Origin of the sequence: Herpetosiphon sp., assembly GCF_003512625.1 — a bacterium.
Taxonomy (GTDB): Bacteria; Chloroflexota; Chloroflexia; order Chloroflexales; family Herpetosiphonaceae; genus Herpetosiphon; species Herpetosiphon aurantiacus.
In genome coordinates this window covers 47,272-69,116 of sequence record NZ_DOPT01000036.1, presented here as the reverse complement: position 1 = coordinate 69,116, position 21,845 = coordinate 47,272, and the positions used below count along the sequence as shown (strand labels likewise).

Below are 21,845 nucleotides of genomic sequence, written 5' to 3'. Positions count from 1 at the left end.
TGGCACTGGGGGAGGCATCATTCCTCCCCCAACAAGCTCAATCGGCGATATGGGAAAGGCGAGTGATCGTTATGGCTGATTCGCAGAGTCTTATCACCGTCAGAGGTATTTCCAAAGCGTTTCCTGGTGTCGTCGCCCTTGAACGTGTTGATTTTACGCTGAGGAAAGGCGAAATCCACGCGCTCATGGGCGAAAATGGTGCCGGAAAATCTACCCTGATCAAAATTCTCACTGGGGTGGAGCAGCCCGACACGGGCAGTATTGAATTAGAGCACACGCTTATCCGCATTCGGTCGCCGCAGCATGCCCAACAACTTGGCATCAGCACGGTGTATCAAGAGATCAATCTGTGCACCAATATTTCGGTCGCCGAAAATATTATGCTCGGCCATGAGCCACGGCGCTTTGGTGGCATCCACTGGAAAAAGCTGAACGAAATGGCCCGCCAAGCGCTCCTGCGCTTAGGCATCGAGCTGGATGTGACCCAACCACTGGGAATGTACTCGATCGCGATCCAGCAAATGGTCGCGATTACCCGGGCGCTTGAGATCGCGTCGGCCAAAGTATTGATTCTGGATGAACCGACATCCAGCTTGGATGCCAACGAAACTGCACGGCTTTTTGCTGTGATGCGGGCGCTCAAGCAAGCGGGCATCGGGATTGTCTTTGTCACGCATTTCCTCGACCAAGTGTACGAAATCGTTGATCGAGTGACGATTCTGCGCAACGGCAGTTTCGTTGGCAGCTACGACATTGCCGATCTCCCACGGGTTGAACTGGTAGCAAAAATGCTTGGTCGCGTAGTTGGCGAATTGCAAGCATTGGCCCAAGATAAAGCGCGAGGTGAGCGTCAGCCCGATGAACGACGGCTGATCGAAGCGGCTGGTCTGGGCCTGAGCGGCATGCTGGAGCCGCTTGATCTGGCTATTAACGTCGGCGAAGTGCTGGGGATTGCAGGGTTGCTCGGCTCCGGACGCAGCGAACTGGCAAGTTTGCTGTTTGGTCTGACTTCGCCTGATAGTGGCACGTTGCTGATCGATGGGCAGTCAGTTACGCGGTTTTCCCCACAAGAATCGATCAAGCGTGGGGTCGCTTTGTGTCCCGAGGATCGCAAGGCTGAGGGTATTGTAGGCGATCTTAGCATTCGCGAAAATATTATTTTGGGCTTGCAAGGGCGCTATGGCTGGTTCAAATTCATTAACAGGCAGAAGCAGGATGAAATCGCCGAGAAATACATCAAGCTGCTTGGCATTCGCACGCCATCGCCCGACCAGCTGGTCAAAAACTTAAGTGGCGGCAATCAACAAAAGGTCATCTTGGCCCGCTGGCTCGTTACGCAGCCACGCCTGCTGATTTTGGATGAGCCGACACGGGGCATTGATGTCGGTGCCAAGGCTGAGATTCAAAAGCTGGTACTGGAACTCGTCAAGGATGGCATGTCAATCGTCTTTATTTCCTCTGAGTTGGAAGAGGTGGTACGTATCAGCGACCGGATTGTGGTCTTGCGCGACCGCGCGAAAGTGGCCGACTACGACCACGCGGTGAGTGATCGGACGCTTATTCAAACGATGGCAGGTGAGGCATGAACTATACGGTCTTTTTCAGACGGATTCGGGAGAGCCGATTGTTCTGGGTGCTCACCGCGTGGGCAGTTATTCTTGGATTTAATGCGCTGTTTATCCCCGAATTTTTTCGTATCAACATCCAAGATGGGCATCTCTATGGCAATCTGATCGATGTGCTGAACAACGGTGCGCCGCTGATGCTGGTGGCCCTTGGTATGACGCTGGTGATCGCCACTGGCGGCGTTGATCTTTCGGTCGGGGCTGTTATGGCGATCTCGGCGGCTATGGGGGCGGTTCTGATCAACCCCGCGCCTGGTGATAAGCTGGTTTCAAATGAGATTCTGACGCGAAACGCCACCAATACCCCACTGGCAATCATCGTGCTGGCGACGCTGGCGGCAGGGACACTGTGTGGTCTTTGGAATGGTCTGTTGGTATCGCGGGCTAAGATTCAGCCACTGGTCGCAACTTTGATCCTCATGGTTGCTGGTCGGGGCATTGCCCAGCTGATTACCAACGGTCAGATTATCACGATTTACTACACACCCTACTTCTGGTTTGGTAACGGCTATATTTTAGGGCTGCCAGTGTCGATCTATATCGTCACGGCGGTAGCGATCATCGCTTGGGTGGGTGTGCGTAAGACACCGATTGGGCTATTTATTGAAGCAGTCGGTATTAATCCAAAAGCTACCTACTACAGCGGCATTAGCGCCAAGAATGTCCAGTTGCTAGCCTACACCTTTAGTGGTTTTTGCAGCGCTCTTGCTGGCCTGATCCTTAGCTCCTATGTGCATAGCGCCGATGGCAACAACAACGGGCTTAATTATGAACTAGACGCGATTTTGGCGGTTGTAATGGGCGGCACGATGCTGTCTGGTGGGCGTTTTTCACTCTTGGCAAGCGTGCTTGGCGCAATGGTTATCTGGACATTCACACTTTCGATGTATACGTTGGGCGTGCCAGCGAACGCCTTGCTCGCTGGACGGGCAGTACTGGTTCTGCTGGTGATCCTGCTCTATTCCGATCGTCGGCTTGTGAAACGTCGCAGTGTGCGTGCGGATACTCAGCCCAAATCGGCGGTAATAACACCAGACGAGAATCGAGATCTCCCGCGCCCATAGCCTCGCATTGCTGTGCGTCACCGCTTTGAAAGGGATTCACCATGACACAACGACTGAAGCTCTCCGTCATGCGGCATGGCCCGCTGCTTACGACAATTACGATCTTTCTTATGGCCTACATCATTGGCGCACAGCTGTATCCCGCGATGCAACGGCCTCAGGCATTTTTCAACCTGTTTATCAACAACGGCTTTTTGCTAATTATTGGAATTGGCATGACCTTTGTGATTTTGACCGGAGGGATTGACCTGTCGGTTGGCGGTGTCTTGGCCTTGACGACGGCGGCATCGGCTGCCTTGCTCAAAATAGGCTTCAGCGCGGCCTTTGTCATACCGCTGATGCTGGTGATGGGCACAGCGATCGGGTTGGGGTTGGGCAGCATCATTCATTTTTTTAAAGTGCAGCCGTTCATCGTTACCCTGATGGGCCTATTTTTCGCCCGTGGTCTGGCCTATATCATTAGTCTGACATCGGTGACGATTACTGATCCGTTCTATAAATACCTTGCACTCACCCCGATCTATATGCCATTTTTTGAAAAAGCCTATATCTATATTCCCACGCTGGTTGGCCCGCTGCTGCTCTTGGTAGCGATTTATCTGGCTTACTTTACCCGTTTTGGCCGGATTATGTATGCGCTCGGGAACAATGAGCAGTCGGCGGGCCTGATGGGATTTCCGGTTGGGCGTACTAAAATTATGGTCTATGGCTTCAACGGCTTTTGCTCAGCCCTCGCCGGAATTGTGTTCAGTATCTCGTTGCTGGCGGGCTATGGGCAGTTTGCTACTGGTGTTGAATTGGATGTCATTGCAGCAGTGGTGATGGGTGGTACGCTACTTACGGGCGGGGTTGGTAGTGTTATCGGTACGTTGTTTGGAATCCTGATCGAAGGGACAATTATCTCGATCCTGCAATACAATGGTACGCTTAGTTCGTGGTGGACTCGGATTTGCGTCGGTGCGCTGACGTTGATCTTTATTGGTATCCAAAGTGGCTTTGCTCGACGTAAAAAAGAGCTGTAATCTCAACCATACGCGATTAATTTGGTGCGAACCGCCGCCAGCCCAACGTTGCTATTCAGCGTTGGGCTGGCGATGAGTTTAGCTTGATTTAAGATAGTGTTGACGCAACCAAATGCCACCGGCTAAGCAACTGAGGCCTAGCAAAACCCACCAGATTAATGGTAAACCTGCTTGGCTGGTCGCTGGAAGTTCAATGGGCAATTGTGGTGTTGGCACTACAATTGTTGATGGATCAGCAGGGGTCGTGATTGGAATTGAGGTTGGATCAAGCGGTCCAGGCGTTGAGGGCAATGGTGCGACTGGTGGGCTGCCCACTGCGGCGATAATTTCGGCCCTAATTGAAGGTATTGGCCTTGCTACAGCATCGCCAGCACTCATATAATGGGCATGCCACTGACTGTTTGCTCCAACATAGATATAGAAGATCAAATGATCACCGATTTCAACTTGGCTAAGGCACATTGTGATTGAACCAAACCCTTCAACGGTAACGATTTCAGGTCCAATTCCTTTAAAGTATTGAGATACTTGGATAGTTGCCAGGTTAATGAGCGAGCCAGGATTATTGTTGACTTTTCCATCAATCACGACACCTTCTAAAACGATGGCGGCGGCATTGGTATGCTCAGTCGCAGTATAACGGGGATGCCCACCAATCGGTTGGGTACAAGCCAAGGCGAAACTTGGCCAAAACGCTAGCAAAACTCCCAAAACTATGCCCCATCGTCGCGTGCTCGGCCATTGAATAGGTAGCATATGCCAAACCTCACAGTGCTAGCAACGCTTACAATTGCCAGTGCAAGCGTTGCACCTATCTACACACCTATTGATTCTAATCGATCGAAATGGATGTAAAAAGGATGATTAAGCACTATTTTAGCTGCTTGGTGTACAAACTTAGCCCAAAAAATCCTCAGGATGATCGAGAATTGCCTGAACTCGCTCATAGAAACGCCCAATATGCAAGCCATCCATCAGGCCATGATGGACTTGTACCGCCACCGGCATCAAGCGGCGCTGGCCTTCAAGCGTGTGTTTGCCCCACGAAATGCGCGGAACTGAATCGATTGGGTTGAGATGGATCGGGTGCATCATGCTAGTGAAGCTGACCCACGGAATGCTGGTCATATACAACAAATTATCTTGGCCTGGCTCGTCGGTGATGGTTGGGTTGGCTTTGACTTCAGCGACTTTGGCTTCGGCTAAGGCTGAAAATGCATGATAATCCGCCCGATAGGGAATCACACAAAAGCTAAAGAGATCGTCGTCGAGCAAGACGGTTGGCGAAGGATCAACCCGATCATGCTCAACCACATTATCACCCCGAATTCGCCAACGAAAGGCCACTTGTTCGTTGGCGGCGCGGGCAAATACATAGGTAAGGCTGGTGCTTAAACGCGCTTGGCGAGCCTTAATTGCTTGATACCAAATTTGAATATCGACATTGGCACATAAACTAAAATGTGGGTAGGTCATGCCTTGATAGAAGCTAAAATGTTGACGACGCGGCCATGTTGCAAGATCAATTGTGCGCATATGGTTCCTCTAAACGAAGCTGTGGCCTAGTATAGCCAACTGCATGGTCGCGTCAATCCCCCTTTTGATGTAGGCCGTGGATCAATTGGCCAGCGCCAAACTTACTGCTCGTTGCAAACTCAGCTGTTGGCCTTGCTGGTAGGCCTGTTGCCATGCGGTGGTGCTTAAATGGGCCTGAATTTCTTGCCCAATTTGGTTGTAACCAGCTTCATCGGCAGGAATAATTGGGTAGCCTTTGGTGCTACGCATCTGGGCGGCGTAGGCCATGAGTTGGGCGGCAGTCGTTGGCAATGTTTGGCTCAAGCAATGGGCTAGTCCTTCTAAACCTTCAATAATTCCGCCATCAAAGCCGATTGCATGGGCTAACATGAGGCATTGACGGTAGCCAGCTTGGGCTTGGGCATAGTCGCCCAGCAGCCAGTGAGCATTAGAAATTCGGTTTTCGATCAGACACAATGATTGCTGATCGCCTAAACGCTCGAAAATCTGTTTGGCGGTTTGATAATGCTCCAAGCCAAGTTTGGGCTGGCTGGTATCAATCGCGATGTTACCAAGATTGATTAAGGCCGTCGCTTCATTCCAATCATCGCCCAACTCACGCGCCAAGCTGAGGCTTTGTTCAAACGAGGCTTGCGCTGCATCTAAACGTTGTTCATCACGGGCGATCACCCCCAAACCCAAGGCAATTAATGCCACTCCCGATTGATCACCCATCTCCTGATAGATCTGTAAGCATTCTTGATAGAGTTGGCTTGCCCGTTGATTTTCTGATTGTTGGCAATAGAGATTGCCGAGATTGTGCAATGTGGCAACCACTCCGGATTGATCCTCAACGGCTTGATAGAGCGGTAAACTTTGTTCGTAGTAGGCCGCTGCTTGGGCATAGGCTCCGGTATCCATCGCCACTAAGCCCAGATGACCCAAAACTTGCGCCTGGCCAGCGGTGTGTTGGGTGGTTTGGTAGATGGCAAGGGCTTGCTGATACCATTGTTCAGCTTGCTGATAATCGCTTTGTCTCCAAGCCAAAATGCCGACCCCATCGAGTGCTCGGGCAAAATCAACGTCAGCAGTTGGTTCATGGCTGATCAGTAGGTTTTCAAACCAACGCCGACCTTCACGTAAATAGCCGCGCATATACCAAAAACGCCATACATAGCCAACCAACTGAATGCCGCGTTGATGGGCATTGTGTTGCCAAGCCCAATTTAAGCCAGCCCGAATATTATCGTGCTCAGCCTCTAACCGCTGAATCCACATAGCTTGGTTATTGCCTGAACGCAGTGGTTGCTCGGCTTGCTGGGCTAGTTCAATCAAATAATCGAGCATGCGGCTCTTGAGCAAATCATGTTCAGCATGCTTGTTGGCTTGCTCTTGAGCAAACGTCCGTACCATCGTCAACATACTCATTCGCGTCGAATCATCGTTGGTTTGTTGTTGAATCAGGCTATGATCAAGCAGCACATTTAATTGTTCAATCAGCTCATGGCGTTGGTATTCTGGGCCACAAACCGCCAAGGCCGCCTCGACCGTCCAACCGCTAACGAATACGCTCAACCGCTCAAACAAACGTTGGCTAGCTGAATCAAGCTGTTGATAACTCCATGTCAGTGCGGTTGTGACTGAGTAGTGGCGCGACGGTAAATCGCGGCCCCGCCGTCGCATGCTCAAAAAATGGCTGGCCAATTCGCTCAACAAGGCTTCGGGGTCGAACAAACGGCCTGAAGCAGCAACTAACTCTAGCGCCAACGGTACACCATCGACGCGTACACACAAGGCAGCAAGCGCCAACGCATTTTTCGCGGTCAATTCAAGTTTGGGGTTATGCACTTGCAAACGGGCCAATAACAAAGCCATAGCTTCGATTTGGGCTAATTCAGCTAAGGGCGGCAATGCCAACAAATTGGGCACGGCCAAGGGCGTGAGTTGTAGTACATGTTCGGCACTGAGACGCAAGGCTACTTGGCTGGTAATAATTAATTTGAGGGTTGGTACTTCGCTGAGCAATAGGCTGATCACCCGGCTAGCATCCTGAATCTGTTCACAATTATCCAACAGTAAACAGCTTGGTTGCTGCTCAAGCTGACTAATTGCCAAACTCAAGGGATGCTCATCGGGGCTTTCGCTGATTTCGAGCGCCTTGTTGATCGCCTGAACCATCGATTCAGGGTCATTGGCGGTCACCAGATCAACAAAAACACACTGCTGTTCGCTTTGGCTCGCAAATTGATGCAAACATTGCAAGCCAAGCTGGGTTTTGCCAATGCCCGCCAAGCCCACAATGCTGATTAAGCGAATTGTAGGATTATTCAGCCATTGCAAGATGCGTTGTTGTTCAGCGCCACGGCCTAAAAAGTAGCTGGTTGGGCTAGGCAGGTGGCTGGCCAAGGTTGGCAGTGCTTGATTGAGTGCACCATGATTGTTCTGGCTTGGCTCAGCGATTAATTCCTCGCGGGCGCTTGCGGCTAATTCTAAAAGCTGCTGAGCCTCGTGTGATTGCGCCTCGATATCGAGCGCTGGCAAAAATAACGCAATTAAGGTGGTTAAATCGGGGGGACGGCGGCCTGTTTCAAGCCGACAAATTTGCGCATCGCTATAGCCTACGGCAATCCCTAATTCGGCTTGGGTTAGGCGAGCACGGCGGCGCAACAAGCGCAATTGCTTGCCAAAAGCCGCTGGTGAATTAACTGCGATTTGAGTCATCGTCACTTCCTCGTCGCTGGAATTGCCCACTTCACGCTGATCGTAGCAGATTAACGCTGATTGTCGATTGATGCAAAGGTCATGGTTTTTTGGGTCGATGATTCAGCCGTGCTAAGAGTGGTAGCACGGCTGCGGTTTTCTGCCAGTGCTGCTGCTAAAATGCCTTTATTGGTTCCAATACAATACCAAAGAACTTAACTGCTTCTGGCTGCAACGAGGTGTTCTAAAATACAATTTCGTTCCATGGGAGCTGTTTCCCATAGCGGCGCTGAATATAGTATCCAACCTAAGTCTAATCTACATTAAGCAAAGGGATGGGTGTGATGATAGTGGGGCACGATTGGGAGCCAAAAACGCTCATTACTGCCGCTGAAGTGGCTATCAAGCATACTTCGTGTGCGCAAATCGCGGATAATCCGTGAGATCGTTGCGCGGGTTGAGCCAACCGCTGAGGCTAGTTGTTCATGGGTAATCCGCACGTCAATCAATAAGCCCTGGTTATGCTGTTTGCCAAATTGCTCGGCCAACAAATTCAAAATGCCTAAAACTCGTTGATCAAGGTAAGGATGGGCTTGGCACGAAGCCCACGCTTCCATTAGTTGCAGCCGCATGCGTAATCGTTCGATCAACGAAGGCTCACTCAAGACCCGTTGCCACGGCAAGAGCTGAGCGCTAATCGGGGTATGCGCTTGCAGATAGATCGCACAGCCATCGTGTGGATGGCCACAGACTAATTGGTTTGGCCCGAACAAACCTAGAAGCACGTTCGAGCCATCAGGATGATTGACTTGCAAGCTCAAAATTCCAGTTTCAATCAATAAGGCTTGATCGGCTTGTAAATGCACCATTGCCCCACGTGGATACTGCTGCTCTCGACCGCGGGTAGTTTGCTGATGAAGTTGGCTGACGTGCAGCGCATTTAAGTTTTGGATGATTTGGCTAGCGTTTGCGTCGTTGGTAATCACATGACGAGCGCCAGCTTCATAGGCCTTCAAGGTTAAATGCGGATAGTTACTCTGATTCCAGCCCCACCATAGTGGCTCTTGACTGCCCAAGTTTTCGGTGAGTTGCGCTAATTCATCCTCATTGGTAAAACAGCCGACCAAGAGGCTTTGATCGGCGATGGTTGTTTGCTTAGCTAGTTGCTCAAGCCGCAACAAACTCAATCGATATCCAGCATCCAGCAACTGGCCAAGCAGAGCTTGATCCGGTAGATCGCTGCTGATGAGAAGCACTTTCAGCATAGTTTTGATTACTCACCACATAATTATTGATACAATATATCAAATATCGCCTACTTGTCAAAATAGTTTTCGTGATGAGTAGTTAAATGTTGCCTAAATAAGCCAACACTTGGTCAATGTTGGCGCATGGCTGGTGTTCAACTTGCCAGCAATCGTTTTCAAGCTGCTGAATATGTGGGCAATCAGCCTGTTTTGCATTCAGCACGTGATAGCCTGCTCGTTCTAGGGCATGCTGCATCCATTGGCCATGCAAGCCGTTGGCACTCAGCCGAACCTGGCCAATTGGCTGGGTTTGGGCGCGAAAGCCGCCGCGTTGTTGATCAAATTGCAATTGGCTTTTGCGGAAGGTTTGGGCCAACCGACCATCTAAAATCAAATCTTCAGGGGTTCCACATTCTATGCTGCCATCATCGAAAACTAGCCACAACCGATCAGCGCTGCCAATCGCCAAATCAAGATCGTGAGTAGACATAACCACGGATAAGCCAGTTTCGTGGGCTAGTTTGCGCAACAAACTGGTAATTTCGACCCGCCGAGGCAAATCGAGAAAAGCGGTTGGCTCATCGAGAATCATCACGGCTGGCTCTTGGGCCAAGGCGCGGGCAATCATAATCCGTTGGCGCTCACCATCGCTCATTTCGTTGAGCAAACGTTGAGCCAAATCATCAGAGTTGGTTGCATGTAAAGCCCAGCGAACTACCTGATGATCGTGTTGGTTGAGGCTGCCAAACAAGTTGGTATACGGCATGCGCCCAAGGCTTACTAGTTCATAGCCAGTCAAATTGCTGACTTGCAACCGATCAGTCAGTACTACGCTCAGTTGTTTGGCTAATTGGGCCTTGCTCAGGTGATGGAGCGGTTGTTGATTGATTGTAACGCTGCCGCTGATTGGCGCTTGCATGTGGGTTAGGGTACGAATTAATGTCGATTTACCTGCGCCATTCGCTCCAAGCAAACATACGAATTCGCCCTTGGCAAGGCTTAAATTGAGGTTTTGCAAAACGCTACGGCTTTGACCACGGCGTTGGTGGTAGCCAACACTCAAGTTGTCGGTTGCTAAAACTGGCTGGTTCACATCCATGCTCCACGTTTCATGCGCAATAATACCCACGCGGCAACTGGTGCGCCAAACAGCGAAGTTGCTGCATCAATTGGTAGTTGCAGCGAGCTGCTCGGCACTTCAGCCAAAATTCCGCAAGCAAGGGCAAACGGAATTCCGGTGAGGATGGTTGCAGGCACGAGCACCCGATGATCTGAGGTTTTGAACAAACCGCGAGCAAGGTGTGGGATTGCGATACCCACAAAGCCGATTGGCCCAGCGTAGGCGACGACTGTGCCAGCCATAATCGAAGCGCTACCCATAATAATCCAGCGTGCCCGCTGCACATTGATGCCTGAGCTTTGGGCATAATGCTCACCAAGCAACAGCGCATTGAGATGTTTGGTGGTGAGGCATGCAATTAAGGCTCCAATCACGGTTACCGGCACAAAATAGCGTAATTCGCCCCAACGTACCCGTGTAAAACTGCCAAGTTGCCATTCGACAAAGGCGCGGGTTTGGCTTTCGTTGGCAAAGAAAATTAACACGGTCACCAATGCATAGGTCATAGCACTCAGAATCACCCCCAACAGCAGGATGATCGTCATATCGCGCACCCGACTTGCAACCACCATCATAATTCCAAGCACACTCAAGCCACCAACAATCGCGCTACCAACTGTGCCTAAATTGCCGAAAACATTGCTGCCAAGCGCGGCAAAACTAATGCCACTCGAAGGAGCTAGCAGAATAACCAAGGCCACACCAAGGCTTGCACCTGATGAAACGCCTAAGGTAAACGGCTCAGCCAAGGGATTTCGAAAGATAGTTTGAAGTTGCAAGCCTGCCAAGCCAAGCGCCATGCCAACTAAGATCGCGGTAATAATGCGTGGCAAACGAATATCAACAATGATTGTACGCCACGCTGGCTGAGCAGTTGGCCGCCCAAGCAGAATATCGGCCACGCTGCTCAGCGGAATATCGACCGACGACCAAGTGAGCGAAAGCACTACTCCAACCATGCTGAGCACAATTAATAGCCCGAATAGCCAGATATTGCGTCGCTTCGAGCTTGGCTGCCAGCGGCTAGCTGCTTGGCTTGGCTGAGTTTGCAAAGCTGCAATATGGTTGGCAAAACGACTTTTTGGCGGTGACGCTTCTGCTGGTTTTGGCTCAGGCTGGGCTAATCTGAGTTGTTGCTTTTGCATTGCTTGGAACTTTCGCTTGAATCTAGCTCTATTTCGAAATTCATGCTCTCACCCCAACCTCTCGCCCACTGCGGCGGGCGAGAGAGAGTCCCTTCGGTTCATCATGGCGGGTTTTCTCCTCGCTCGGCGGGAAGAATGAGCACATACATTACTCGCCAGGAATCCGTTTGAGAAAGACTAATTCGTGATCGGGCAAAAGTTCGGGGTGCAATATACTGACTGCATCAGCAAGCAGTTGATCAACATAGACCGCACCATTGCTAAAGTAATCCTCGGCACGGCCAAAACGATGGAAACTATTACCCTTTTGTAAGGCGCTAAAGCTGGCGTTTAATGGGTTCGTGGCAATAAATTCACTGGCAGTATTGTCGCTGGGAACATAAACCAAGTTGAACCAGAAATCAGCATTTGCGCCAATTTCAATTGCTTTTTCGAGATCGATACTGCTGCTAAAGCCAGTGCTACCGCCGCCAAGATTCAATTCGGTATCAGTCAACACTAATTCGCCGCCTGCGTCACGCATCAACACTGATTCTAACCGATCAAGGTTGCGTGTGCCAAAGCGACCATCTTGGGTTACATTGCCAATAAGCACGCTTGGTTTGTTGGTTGCTGCTTGAGCTTTTTCGCGTAGTGCCAAATATTCACGCTCGATTGGTGTAAAAATCGCGTCAGCTTTGGCTTCGAGGTTGTAGAACAACGCTAAGAATTTAACTTGCTCAGCCGAGCCAAGTGGTGATTCGGAGAATGGTGAGTAGTGTAGTGCTGGAATACCTACTTGGCGAGCGTTGGTCATCCATTCGCGGCCATTGGTGTTGAGGTAGATATCGGGCTTGCCAGCAGCGATTAATTCGAGATCTTCGCCATAGCTGGCTTCTTTGATCACACTAGCTTTGGCAACTTGGGCTGCAATCGAAGGCAGATACTCGTTGGCACTCCCAGTCATCGAGCCAACCACACCGCTCAAGCTATCGACCACGCCCAAGGCATCCATAGCGGCAAAGGTGCTGCTACCACCTTCCCACACTCGGGTAATTGGGATGGTTACGACCATGGCATTGGCTAAATCGCCTTCAAGTACGGGCGCTGGTGTGCCACACTGCACCAAGATATAGCGATCAAAATCGGTTTTAACTGGGTCAGTATCCAGATCAACCGTGACAACTTTGTAATGCTTAGCATACTCAACCGTCCACTCTTTGGCATAGCTTGGGCTAGTTTTGGAGCTGAAGTAATCGGTTGCGCTATCGTAATTGCTAACACAGGCACTTGGGCTGGGTGCGCTGGTTGCTGGGGTTGTTGCTGCTGGCACAGCACTCGCTTCAGCTACAACAGTTGGTGTGCTACTAACAGGCGCAGCAGGGCTAGTTGGATTTGTGGTTGGTGTAGTTTGAGTGCCACAAGCGCTAATCAAGCCTGCTACCACAAATAAGGCGATCATTCGCTGCTTAAACATTGGGTTCCTCGCAAAATCTATACTACAACAGCAATACGTGTAGCATGCTGGGGGATGATGCTACACGTATTGCCAAAACATTAAGTTAAATCAGGGCTAAGCCGATTGGTTGGCTAGCGCTTGGCGTAAACTTAATGGCCGCATATCAGTCCAAACCGCTTTAATGTGATCTAAACAGGTTTGTTTATTGCCGCTCACTCCAACATTACTCCAGCCCAGCGGGTTTTCGCGTTCGGCAGGCCAGATAGAGTATTGTTCTTCGTGATTGATCACAACGTTATAGATTGTTGTATCGTCATCTGTTGTTTGCACGTGGCATACCCCCTTGAAAATGGATCACAATCACTAAGTATAGAAAACCTCAAGAAATAATGTTGTCTGATTAAGCACCAAATATTGGTGTGATATATGACAAGAATATTGTTTGATTTGCGACTGCATTAGGCCTCAAACCTGTTTAGAATGCTCGCTTGGACGAGGTGTGTATTTTAGGAAGCCTCCCCTATGCTTCCAGAATGATAGATTTCAGAAAGCGATAGTGTCTGTGTTAGAGCATGCGAATCTCCCTCCGGCTACAACGCTGGTGGATGTGCTGCGTTTGAACGCATTGGAAGCGCCTGAACAGCAGGCGTATCGGTTTTTAAATGGTCAATTCGCAACCGAAGATTTAAGCTATGCCGAGCTGGATCGGCGGGCGCGGCAGGTGGCGGTTCGTTTGCAAGCGCTGAATGCGCAGGGCGAACGGGTTGTATTACTCAATGACCCAGGCCTTGACTATATTGTGAGTTTTTTGGGCTGTTTGTATGCGGGGGCGATTGCTGTACCATTGTATCCGCCAAAATTGCAACAGCTTGAGCGCCATTTACCGCGTTTGTTGGCAGTTGTTGCCAATGCCACACCACGCTTTGCGCTGATTGATCGGCAGTTTGTCAGCCAAATTGAGCGGTTGCTGGCTGTCGCACCGCAATTGCAAGCACTCCAATGGCTAATCTGCGATGAGAAAGTTGATGCTGGAGCGTGGCAAGTGCCACAACTTGAAACCCATAACTTAGCTTTTTTGCAATATACCTCTGGCTCAACTGGCCAGCCCAAAGGTGTGATGGTCAGCCATGGTAATTTGCTGGCCAATTTGGCGCAGATTCAGCAGCGGTTTGGGCATGATGCGACCAGTCAAGGGGTGATTTGGCTGCCACCTTACCATGACATGGGTTTGATTGGCGGAATTTTGCAGCCATTGTATAGCCGGTTTCCAGTGGTTTTGATGTCGCCTGTGGCTTTTTTGCAGCAACCATGGCGTTGGTTGCAGGCGATCAGCGATTATCGCGCCACAACTAGCGGCGGCCCGAACTTCGCCTATGAATTGTGTGTGCGCAAAATCACCCCAGCCCAACGGGCTACGTTAGATTTGCGTTCGTGGCGAGTGGCCTTCAATGGTGCTGAGCCAATTCGGCCAAACGTCTTGCGTCAATTTGCCGAAACCTTTGCTGATGTTGGTTTTGATCCAGCGGCATTTTACCCAACCTATGGCATGGCCGAAGCAACCTTGATGGTCAGCGGTGCACATTTGCCCCGCTTGGCTCAGCCTGAGCCAGAATTAATTAGTTGTGGCACGGTAATCGACGAGCATGAGTTGTTAATTGTTGATCCTACGAATCTAGAGGTTTTGCCTGAAACTGCAGTTGGCGAAATTTGGTTGCGCGGGCCAAGCGTCGCCCACGGCTATTGGGCGAGTGCTGAATTGAGCAAGGCAACCTTTGCCGCCCAACCACGCGAGCGCAACGAGCACTTTTTGCGTACTGGCGATCTGGGCTTTTTGCGCAATGGCGAGCTGTATATCAACGGGCGCTTGAACGATCTGATCATCATTCGCGGGCAAAATCATTATGCCCATGATTTAGAATTGAGTGTTGATCAGGCTCACCCTGCCTTGCAACCCCAAGCCTGTGCAGCGTTCAGCCTCGATGTCGCTGGCGTTGAGCAATTGGTGCTAATGCAGGAGTTGCGGCGTGAACAGCGTCAGCATGATCCAGCCCCAATTATGGCCGCCATTCGCCAAAGCTTAGCCCAAACCCATGGCTTGCAAGCCTATGCGATTGTGTTGTTGCGGCCTGGCCAATTGCCACGCACCTCAAGCGGCAAACTTCAGCGCTATCGTTGCCGCGAATTATTTCTCGGCGGCGAATTAACTCCAATTGCCCAAACGATCGTTGCCAGCGTCGATCACGATTCGCTCGATTCTCAGCAGATCAGGGCATTGCCAACCACTGAGCAACCAGCAGCCATCGCCACTTATTTGCGCCAACAATTCAGCCGCCAGCTTGGTTTTGAAGTTGACGTAACGTTGCCGATCCAGCAGCTTGGGCTTGATTCGCTAGCGGCAATTGACCTGCAATATCAGCTAGAGCAGGATCTTGGGCTAGTCGTCGGTTTTGGGCAACTGTTGGGCCAACAATCGCTGCTGGAGCTTGCCGATGAGCTAGCCCAGCAATTGCACGAACAAACCTTGGTTGTTCCAACAATTGCGCCAAGCGCGGTTTCGTTTGGTGAGCAAGCCTTATGGGCGCTCGATCGGCTGCATCCCAATAGCACGGCCTATACGATTGCGCGGGCTTGGCGTTTTGAGCAGCCGCTTGATCCAGCGCACTTCGCCGCAACATGGGCAAGCTTGGCCGAGCGTCATGCGGCGCTGCGCACCAATTTTGTCGAGGTTGACGGAGTGGTGCAACGGGTGGTGCATGCCAAAGTTGAATCACTGGTACGGCTGGTTGATGCCAACGCATGGGATGCCACCCAACTTCACGATTATCTCCAAGCCCAAGCCAAGCAACCCTTTGATTTAGCCAACGATCGTTTGGTGCAGGTTCAATTGATCGCGCACCCCAAAGGTCAGGTGTTGTTATTACTGGCCCAACACACGGTTGTCGATTTACAATCGTTGGCGGTGTTGCTCCACGAAGCGCAGCAACTGTATCAGGCCTTGGCTGAACAACGGGCTTGGCACTTGCCGCCTGCTGCCGATTATCGTGAGCATGTCGCTTGGCAACAGGCTTGGTTAGCCAGCCCCGCCGGCCAAGCCTCCCACCAGTTTTGGCAACAGCAAACTGCTGAGGGCTTGCCAACGCTTGAATTGCCCAGCGATTACCCACGCCATGCCCAGCCAAGCCAGGCTGCCAGCTATCATTATTTGATTGAAAATAGTCTGCTGAACAAAATAAATGCCCAACCCCAAACCTTGCTGAGCACACTCTTGGCTGGTGTGGCGCTGCTGCTAAACCGTTATAGTCAGCAACGGCAGTTTGTTTTGGCTACCCCAACCTTGGGGCGCAATGCCCAATCGCGCTCTGGCGTTGGCTACTACGTTAATCCGGTGCTGATTAACTGGCAGTATCAGCCGAATCTCGCGAATACTGAGCTGTTGGCTTATACCCAAAACCAAGTCTTGGCGGCCTTTGAGCATCAAGCTTATCCGTTTGATTTGGTTTTGCGTTCGTTGCAGCACGACCGCCACAATCCGCCGATTCGGGTGATGGTGGTGTTACAACAAAGCCCGCTGGGGCAGGCCTTGGAGCTTGGGGGCTTGGCACTGGGCCGCGAGCAAACCAGTATGTATTTTGCTGACCACCAAGCCCAAATCATTGAGCTAGCGCCAAACGACTTGCAATTTGACATAACCATTACCTTTGCGCCACTAGAACAGGGCTTAGGCCTGCGGATCGATTACGATCAAGGCTTATTTGCTACGGCCACGATCGCGCAATGGAGCCAGCATCTCAAGCAAACGCTGGAATTTTTGGTGAGCACGCCGCAACCTATGGGTGAATTGAGCTTGAGCACGCCAGCCTTAGTGCCTTCGCAAGCCTTTGAAACCGGATGCTTAAGCCAATGGTTTGAAGCGCAAGTTGCCAAAACACCTGACGCGATTGCCCTGACCGACGGTCAGCAGCATTGGACCTATCAGCAGCTTAATCAACAAGCCAACCAATTGGCGCACTATTTGCACGATTATGGGATTGGCGCTGGTAGCTTGGTTGGCTTGTATCTCGAACGCTCGGCGTTGGTCGTGCTTAGCATTTTGGCAGTGCTCAAAACTGGCGCTGCCTACCTGCCGATCGACCCGATGTATCCAGCTGAGCGGGTGCAATTTATGCTGGCCGACGCTGATGTGGCATTGTTGTTGGCCGATGCTCGGCTGGCCGAATTTAGCGGCACGCTGATCGATCTCAAGCAGCACGCTTGGCACAATCAACCAACAACCAACCTTGAACTAGCGCTTGATCCGACGCAATTGGCCTATGTGATCTATACCTCTGGCTCGACTGGCCAGCCAAAGGGTAGCCTGCTGAGCCATGCCAATGTGACGCGCTTGTTTAGCAGCAGTCAGCAGCATTTTAATTTCAATGCCAATGATGTGTGGACACTGTTCCACTCGTATGCTTTTGATTTTTCGGTCTGGGAAATGTGGGGAGCGTTGTTGTATGGCGGGCGTTTGGTGGTTGTACCGCAAGCGCTCAGCCGCAATCCCGAAGATTTTTATGCGCTGTTGCAACGCGAACGGGTAACGGTGCTCAATCAAACACCCTCGGCTTTTCGCCAGTTGATCCAGGTTGATCAACAACGTCAGGTCAATTTAGCCTTGCACTGGGTGATTTTTGGTGGCGAGGCTTTGGATGTTGCCACACTCCGGCCTTGGTTTGAGCGCCATGGTGATAGTACACCGCGCTTAGTCAATATGTATGGCATCACCGAAACCACGGTGCATGTGACCTATCGTCCGCTAAGTTTGGCCGATACTGTGAACTATTCGAGCGTTATTGGTCAGCCCTTGTCCGATTTACAGGCCGTGGTGCTTGATGCGAATTTGCAGCCTGTGCCAACCGGAGTTTATGGCGAGTTGTATATCGCTGGGGCTGGTTTGGCAATGGGCTATTTGCGGCGACCTGATCTGACGGCTGAGCGCTTTATGCCGCATCCATGGAGCAACCACGCTGGCCAGCGCTTGTATAAAACTGGCGATCTCGCACGCTGGAATCAGCAGGGCGAGCTGGAATATCGAGGTCGCAGCGATCAGCAAGTCAAATTACGTGGCTTTCGGATTGAATTGGGCGAAATTCGGGCAGCGCTCTTGGCCCATCCAGCGATTCGCGAGGCGGTGGTTGATGTAGCTGAGCTAGAAGTTGCTGCGCCAATTGCCGATGCTCAGCCCAGCCAACCAACGCTCAACGAATTACGCCCATTCATTAAAACTGCCCAGCGCCAAGCCCCAACGCTAGAGCAACGCTTGGTGGCGTATGTTGTGGCGAGCGAGCCAGCACCGACGACAATTAGCGCATTGCGCCGATTTTTACGCCAACGCCTGCCCGATTATATGCTGCCTGCCCATCTGCTTTTGCTTGAACGCTTGCCCCTGACCAGCCATGGCAAACTTGATCGAGCAGCCTTGCCAGCGATTAATCAGCAACGCCCTGAGCTTGAAACGGTTTATCGTGCGCCGACCACTGGTTTGGAGCAGCAGCTTGCCAGTATTTGGAGCGCCGTTTTGGGCGTGCCAACGATTGGGCTTGATGATAATTTCTTCGATCTTGGTGGTGATTCAATTTTGAGCATCAAACTGCGAGCGCAGGCTGCTGAACAAGGCTTGCACTTCAGTTTACAACAATTGTTTGCCAACCCAACGCTTGCTGAGCTGGCTCCCTTGGTCGAGCAAAGCAGTGATCAAGCTGAACTGATTGCGCCGTTTAGCCTGATCAGCGCCGCTGATCGCCAGTTGCTGCCTGCCGATATTGAGGATGCCTATCCTTTGGCGCGAATGCAGGCAGGCGTAATTTTTCACTGCCAGCTTGAGCCAAATACGCCGCTGTATCACGATATTTTTATCTATCGCATCCGTGTTGCGTTTGATGCCGATTTGTTGCGTCAAGCAGTCCAGCAGTTGATCGATCGTCATGCCGTGCTGCGAACCTCGTTCCATATGCATGGATTTAGCCAGCCCTTGCAATTGGTACAGCGCCACGTCGTCGCACCGCTCACGATTGAAGATTGGCGCGATTTGGACGAGGCAGGCTATCAAACTCGCCAAACAGCTTGGATTGAACAAGAAAAGCAGCGCCACTTCGATTGGCAAACTGCACCATTGATTCGCTTTATTGTGCAACGAGCCAGTGACGATAGCTGTGATTTGGTGCTGAGCTTCCACGACACGATTTTTGATGGCTGGAGTACTGCCTCATTGCTGACCGAATTGATGCTGCGTTACGATGGCTTGCTCAATCAGCAACCGCTTGATCCAACTCCGCCGCTAGTGCAGTATCGCGATTTTGTGGCTCAAGAACAGCGGGTGCTCGCTGATCCGCAGGCGCAAGCGTTTTGGCGCGAAGCTTTGGCTGATGCTAGCGATACGCCATTGCCACGCTGGCCGCGTCCTGCCGCAACCAGTGCCGTGCCCGACGTGGCAGTGCTTGATGTACCAGTCTCGGCCCAGCTTTCGCAGCAATTGCATGAATTGGCTCGCCAAGCCCATGTGCCAGTAAAACATGTCTTGTTGGCGGCGCATATGAAGGTGATCAGCCTTGTAACTGGTCAACGCGAGGTAATCAGTGGCCTCGAAACTAATGGGCGACTCGAACGCCACGATGGCGAAAAAACCATTGGGGTGCATTTGAATATGCTACCATTTCGCCAATACTTAGCTCCGATGAGCTGGCTGAGCCTGATTCAACAAGTCTTTGCGGCTGAATTGGCGCTCATGCCCTATCGCCAAATGCCTTTAGCCGAATTGCAACGCGAACGGCGCGGCCAGCCATGGTTTGAAACGGTCTTTAACTATACCCATTTTCATGTGTTCGAGCAGCTGCAACAGCTCAAACAACTTGAGGTGATCGGCGGACGAGGCTTTGGCCAAACCCACTTTAGCTTGCTTGCCGAGTTGAATCTCAATACCTTCACTGGGCAATTGCAAATCGATTTGGTTGGTAATTTGCACGAGCTAACTCCTGAGCAATTAACCTTGATTGGCAATTGCTATGCGCAGGTTTTAGCAGCAATGGTGGCTGAGCCAAACGCAGGCCATCATCTGCACCATCATTTAACTGCGGCTGATTTGGCGCAATTGCAAGCGTGGAATGCAACCGAGCAGCCATTGGCTTATGCTTCATTGGTAACAGCCTTTGAACAGCAAGCGCTGCAACATCCCCATGCTTTAGCCGTGGTTGCGGCTGATCAAGCGTTGAGCTATGCCGAACTCAATCAACAAGCCAACCAACGAGCGCATAGCCTGCGCCAACGTGGCATCGGAGCCGAAATGCTGGTGGCTGTTTGTGTTGAGCGAACTAGCGATTTATTGATTAGTTTGTTGGCGGTGCTCAAAACTGGTGCTAGCTATTTGCCGCTCGACCCGAGTTACCCCCCAGCCCGTGTGAATTGGATGCTCGCTGATAGCCAAGCGGCGCTCTTGCTAACCCAGCCCCAATTCACAGCGTTATTTGCTGATATTCAAATACCTGTCTGCTACACAGATGAACAACATACTTCAACCGCTAACCTTGCAAGCGCGATTGAACCCAGCCAACGTGCCTATGTGCTCTATACATCTGGTTCGACTGGCCAACCCAAAGGCGTAGCCATTAGCCATGCCGCCTTGAGCAACTTCTTGCAATCGATGCAAACCCAACCAAGCCTCCAGCCAACCGATCGCTTGTTGGCAGTAACGACGGTGGCCTTTGATATTGCGGGCTTGGAGTTGTACTTGCCCTTGTGGGTTGGGGCGACGGTGGTGCTAGCGCCCGCCAATGCTGCTGCCGAAGGTTTTGGCTTGGCCGAATTGCTGCAAAGCCACCAAATCACGGTGTTGCAAGCGACTCCTAGCACATGGCGGATTTTGCTGGCAACAGGCTGGCATGCCCCAACTGGGTTTAAAGCCTTGGTTGGCGGCGAAGCCTTGCCCAGCGATTTGGCCGGGCAATTGCTGAGCGCAGGCGTGACCCTCTGGAATTTGTATGGACCAACCGAGACCACGATTTGGTCAACCGCCGCTGCACTCAGCCAAACGCCTGTCCACGCTGGGCGACCAATTGCCAACACCGAAATCTATATTCTTGATCAGGCTTTGCAGCCTGTGCCGCTTGGTACGCCTGGCGATGTATATATTGGTGGTTTGGGCTTGGCGCGAGGCTATCATCAACGGCCTAATCTCACGGCTGAGCGCTTTATTCCGCATCCATGGAGCCAACAAACTGGTGCTCGCTTGTATCAGGTTGGCGATCGGGGTCGCTATTTGCCCGATGGTTCGCTAGAGCTTTTGGGCCGCAGCGATCAGCAAATCAAGCTGCGCGGCCATCGAATTGAGCTGGGCGAAATTGAAAGCGCCTTGCGAACGCTGTCTACAATTCAGCAAGCAGCGGTTGCGGTGTGGAATGAGCAATTAGTGGCCTATGTGGTCGCTGATCATCATTTTGAGCCTGCCGAAGTGCAACAACAACTGAGCCAACAGCTGCCAGTTTATATGCTGCCGCGTAGCTATCAGCGTTTGGATGCGCTGCCGCTGACTGCCAATGGCAAACTTGATCGCCGCAACCTGCCTGCGCCTGATCAGGCACTTGTACCTGAAACTCACGGCTATGTTGCGCCAACGACTGGCTTACAAACGGAATTGTGTGCGATTTGGGCACAGGTGTTTGGGATTGCACAAGTTGGCATCCACGATGATTTCTTCGCGCTGGGCGGCCACTCGCTGCTGGCGACCCAACTGATTATTCAATTTCGCCAGCGCTTTTTTGTTGATCTGCCGTTGGCGCAATTGTTCAATGCGGCCACGGTGGCGAGCTTGGCAACCTTGATCGAGCAGTTGCAAGCTGATCAGGGTCAAACTGCTGAACTAGCGGCCCTGCTTGATGAGCTTGATCAATTGAGTGATGACGAGGCGCGTGCCCGTTTATTGGCTGATTTTTAGCGAGGCT

Annotated in this window: 12 protein-coding genes; 4 read left to right on the top strand and 8 right to left on the bottom strand. The window is 51.5% G+C overall.

Annotation, left to right across the window (positions count from 1 at the left end; translation table 11 throughout):
- Window positions 1-71 precede the first annotated feature (71 nt).
- From DEF47_RS08820 to DEF47_RS08810, 3 genes are read left to right on the top strand one after another with little or no spacing between them, the layout of a single operon-like run.
- On the top strand, window positions 72-1,586 hold the full coding sequence (locus tag DEF47_RS08820; protein WP_012189662.1) for a sugar ABC transporter ATP-binding protein: 1,515 nt from the start codon (window positions 72-74) through the stop codon (window positions 1,584-1,586).
- The gene (locus DEF47_RS08815; protein ID WP_012189661.1) at window positions 1,583-2,689 is read left to right on the top strand and encodes an ABC transporter permease; all 1,107 of its coding nucleotides are present in this window, start codon (window positions 1,583-1,585) and stop codon (window positions 2,687-2,689) included. The genes DEF47_RS08820 and DEF47_RS08815 overlap by 4 nt, the downstream gene beginning before the upstream one ends.
- A 41-nt stretch (window positions 2,690-2,730) precedes the next feature.
- On the top strand, window positions 2,731-3,711 hold the full coding sequence (locus DEF47_RS08810; protein WP_012189660.1) for an ABC transporter permease subunit: 981 nt from the start codon (window positions 2,731-2,733) through the stop codon (window positions 3,709-3,711).
- Window positions 3,712-3,789: 78 nt separating this feature from the next.
- Here the strand turns inward: DEF47_RS08810 and DEF47_RS08805 are convergent, their stop codons facing one another.
- From DEF47_RS08805 to DEF47_RS08770, 8 genes are all read right to left on the bottom strand, one after another.
- Window positions 3,790-4,467 carry a hypothetical protein gene (locus DEF47_RS08805; RefSeq protein WP_012189659.1) on the bottom strand — a complete coding sequence of 226 codons (678 nt, stop codon included), beginning with the start codon at window positions 4,465-4,467 and terminating at the stop codon, window positions 3,790-3,792.
- A gap of 141 nt (window positions 4,468-4,608) precedes the next feature.
- Window positions 4,609-5,247, bottom strand: a complete 639-nt coding sequence (locus DEF47_RS08800) for a chloramphenicol acetyltransferase (RefSeq protein WP_012189658.1) — start codon at window positions 5,245-5,247, stop codon at window positions 4,609-4,611.
- 81 nt (window positions 5,248-5,328) lie between these two features.
- Window positions 5,329-7,947, bottom strand: coding sequence for an ATP-binding protein (locus tag DEF47_RS08795; RefSeq protein ID WP_012189657.1), 2,619 nt, complete (start codon window positions 7,945-7,947; stop codon window positions 5,329-5,331).
- Between the two features lie 302 nt (window positions 7,948-8,249).
- Entirely contained in the window at window positions 8,250-9,191 is a 942-nt protein-coding gene (locus DEF47_RS08790) for a Crp/Fnr family transcriptional regulator (RefSeq protein ID WP_012189656.1), read from the bottom strand.
- Between the two features lie 82 nt (window positions 9,192-9,273).
- On the bottom strand, window positions 9,274-10,272 hold the full coding sequence (locus DEF47_RS08785; RefSeq protein WP_502697249.1) for an ABC transporter ATP-binding protein: 999 nt from the start codon (window positions 10,270-10,272) through the stop codon (window positions 9,274-9,276).
- Window positions 10,263-11,438: a FecCD family ABC transporter permease gene (locus DEF47_RS08780; protein ID WP_012189654.1), complete on the bottom strand. Its 1,176-nt coding sequence runs from the start codon at window positions 11,436-11,438 to the stop codon at window positions 10,263-10,265. The genes DEF47_RS08785 and DEF47_RS08780 overlap by 10 nt, the downstream gene beginning before the upstream one ends.
- Window positions 11,439-11,586: 148 nt before the next feature.
- On the bottom strand, window positions 11,587-12,894 hold the full coding sequence (locus tag DEF47_RS08775) for an ABC transporter substrate-binding protein (protein WP_012189653.1): 1,308 nt from the start codon (window positions 12,892-12,894) through the stop codon (window positions 11,587-11,589).
- 96 nt (window positions 12,895-12,990) lie between these two features.
- The gene (locus DEF47_RS08770) at window positions 12,991-13,206 is read right to left on the bottom strand and encodes an MbtH family protein (RefSeq protein ID WP_012189652.1); all 216 of its coding nucleotides are present in this window, start codon (window positions 13,204-13,206) and stop codon (window positions 12,991-12,993) included.
- A gap of 169 nt (window positions 13,207-13,375) precedes the next feature.
- On the opposite strand from DEF47_RS08770, the gene DEF47_RS08765 reads away from it, so the two are divergent.
- Window positions 13,376-21,838 (top strand): non-ribosomal peptide synthetase, encoded by an 8,463-nt coding sequence (locus DEF47_RS08765; RefSeq protein WP_012189651.1) that lies wholly within the window; start codon window positions 13,376-13,378, stop codon window positions 21,836-21,838.
- Window positions 21,839-21,845 lie beyond the last annotated feature (7 nt).

What these genes read in the sequence shown, in the direction of transcription:
- DEF47_RS08780 (WP_012189654.1), bottom strand. Translation starts at nt 11,438, where the DNA reads ATGCAAAAGCAACAACTCAGATTAGCCCAGCCTGAGCCAAAACCAGCA.
- DEF47_RS08810 (WP_012189660.1), top strand. Translation starts at nt 2,731, where the DNA reads ATGACACAACGACTGAAGCTCTCCGTCATGCGGCATGGCCCGCTGCTT.
- DEF47_RS08815 (WP_012189661.1), top strand. Translation starts at nt 1,583, where the DNA reads ATGAACTATACGGTCTTTTTCAGACGGATTCGGGAGAGCCGATTGTTC.
- DEF47_RS08785 (WP_502697249.1), bottom strand. Translation starts at nt 10,272, where the DNA reads ATGGATGTGAACCAGCCAGTTTTAGCAACCGACAACTTGAGTGTTGGC.
- DEF47_RS08795 (WP_012189657.1), bottom strand. Translation starts at nt 7,947, where the DNA reads ATGACTCAAATCGCAGTTAATTCACCAGCGGCTTTTGGCAAGCAATTG.
- DEF47_RS08775 (WP_012189653.1), bottom strand. Translation starts at nt 12,894, where the DNA reads ATGTTTAAGCAGCGAATGATCGCCTTATTTGTGGTAGCAGGCTTGATT.
- DEF47_RS08800 (WP_012189658.1), bottom strand. Translation starts at nt 5,247, where the DNA reads ATGCGCACAATTGATCTTGCAACATGGCCGCGTCGTCAACATTTTAGC.
- DEF47_RS08805 (WP_012189659.1), bottom strand. Translation starts at nt 4,467, where the DNA reads ATGCTACCTATTCAATGGCCGAGCACGCGACGATGGGGCATAGTTTTG.
- DEF47_RS08790 (WP_012189656.1), bottom strand. Translation starts at nt 9,191, where the DNA reads ATGCTGAAAGTGCTTCTCATCAGCAGCGATCTACCGGATCAAGCTCTG.
- DEF47_RS08820 (WP_012189662.1), top strand. Translation starts at nt 72, where the DNA reads ATGGCTGATTCGCAGAGTCTTATCACCGTCAGAGGTATTTCCAAAGCG.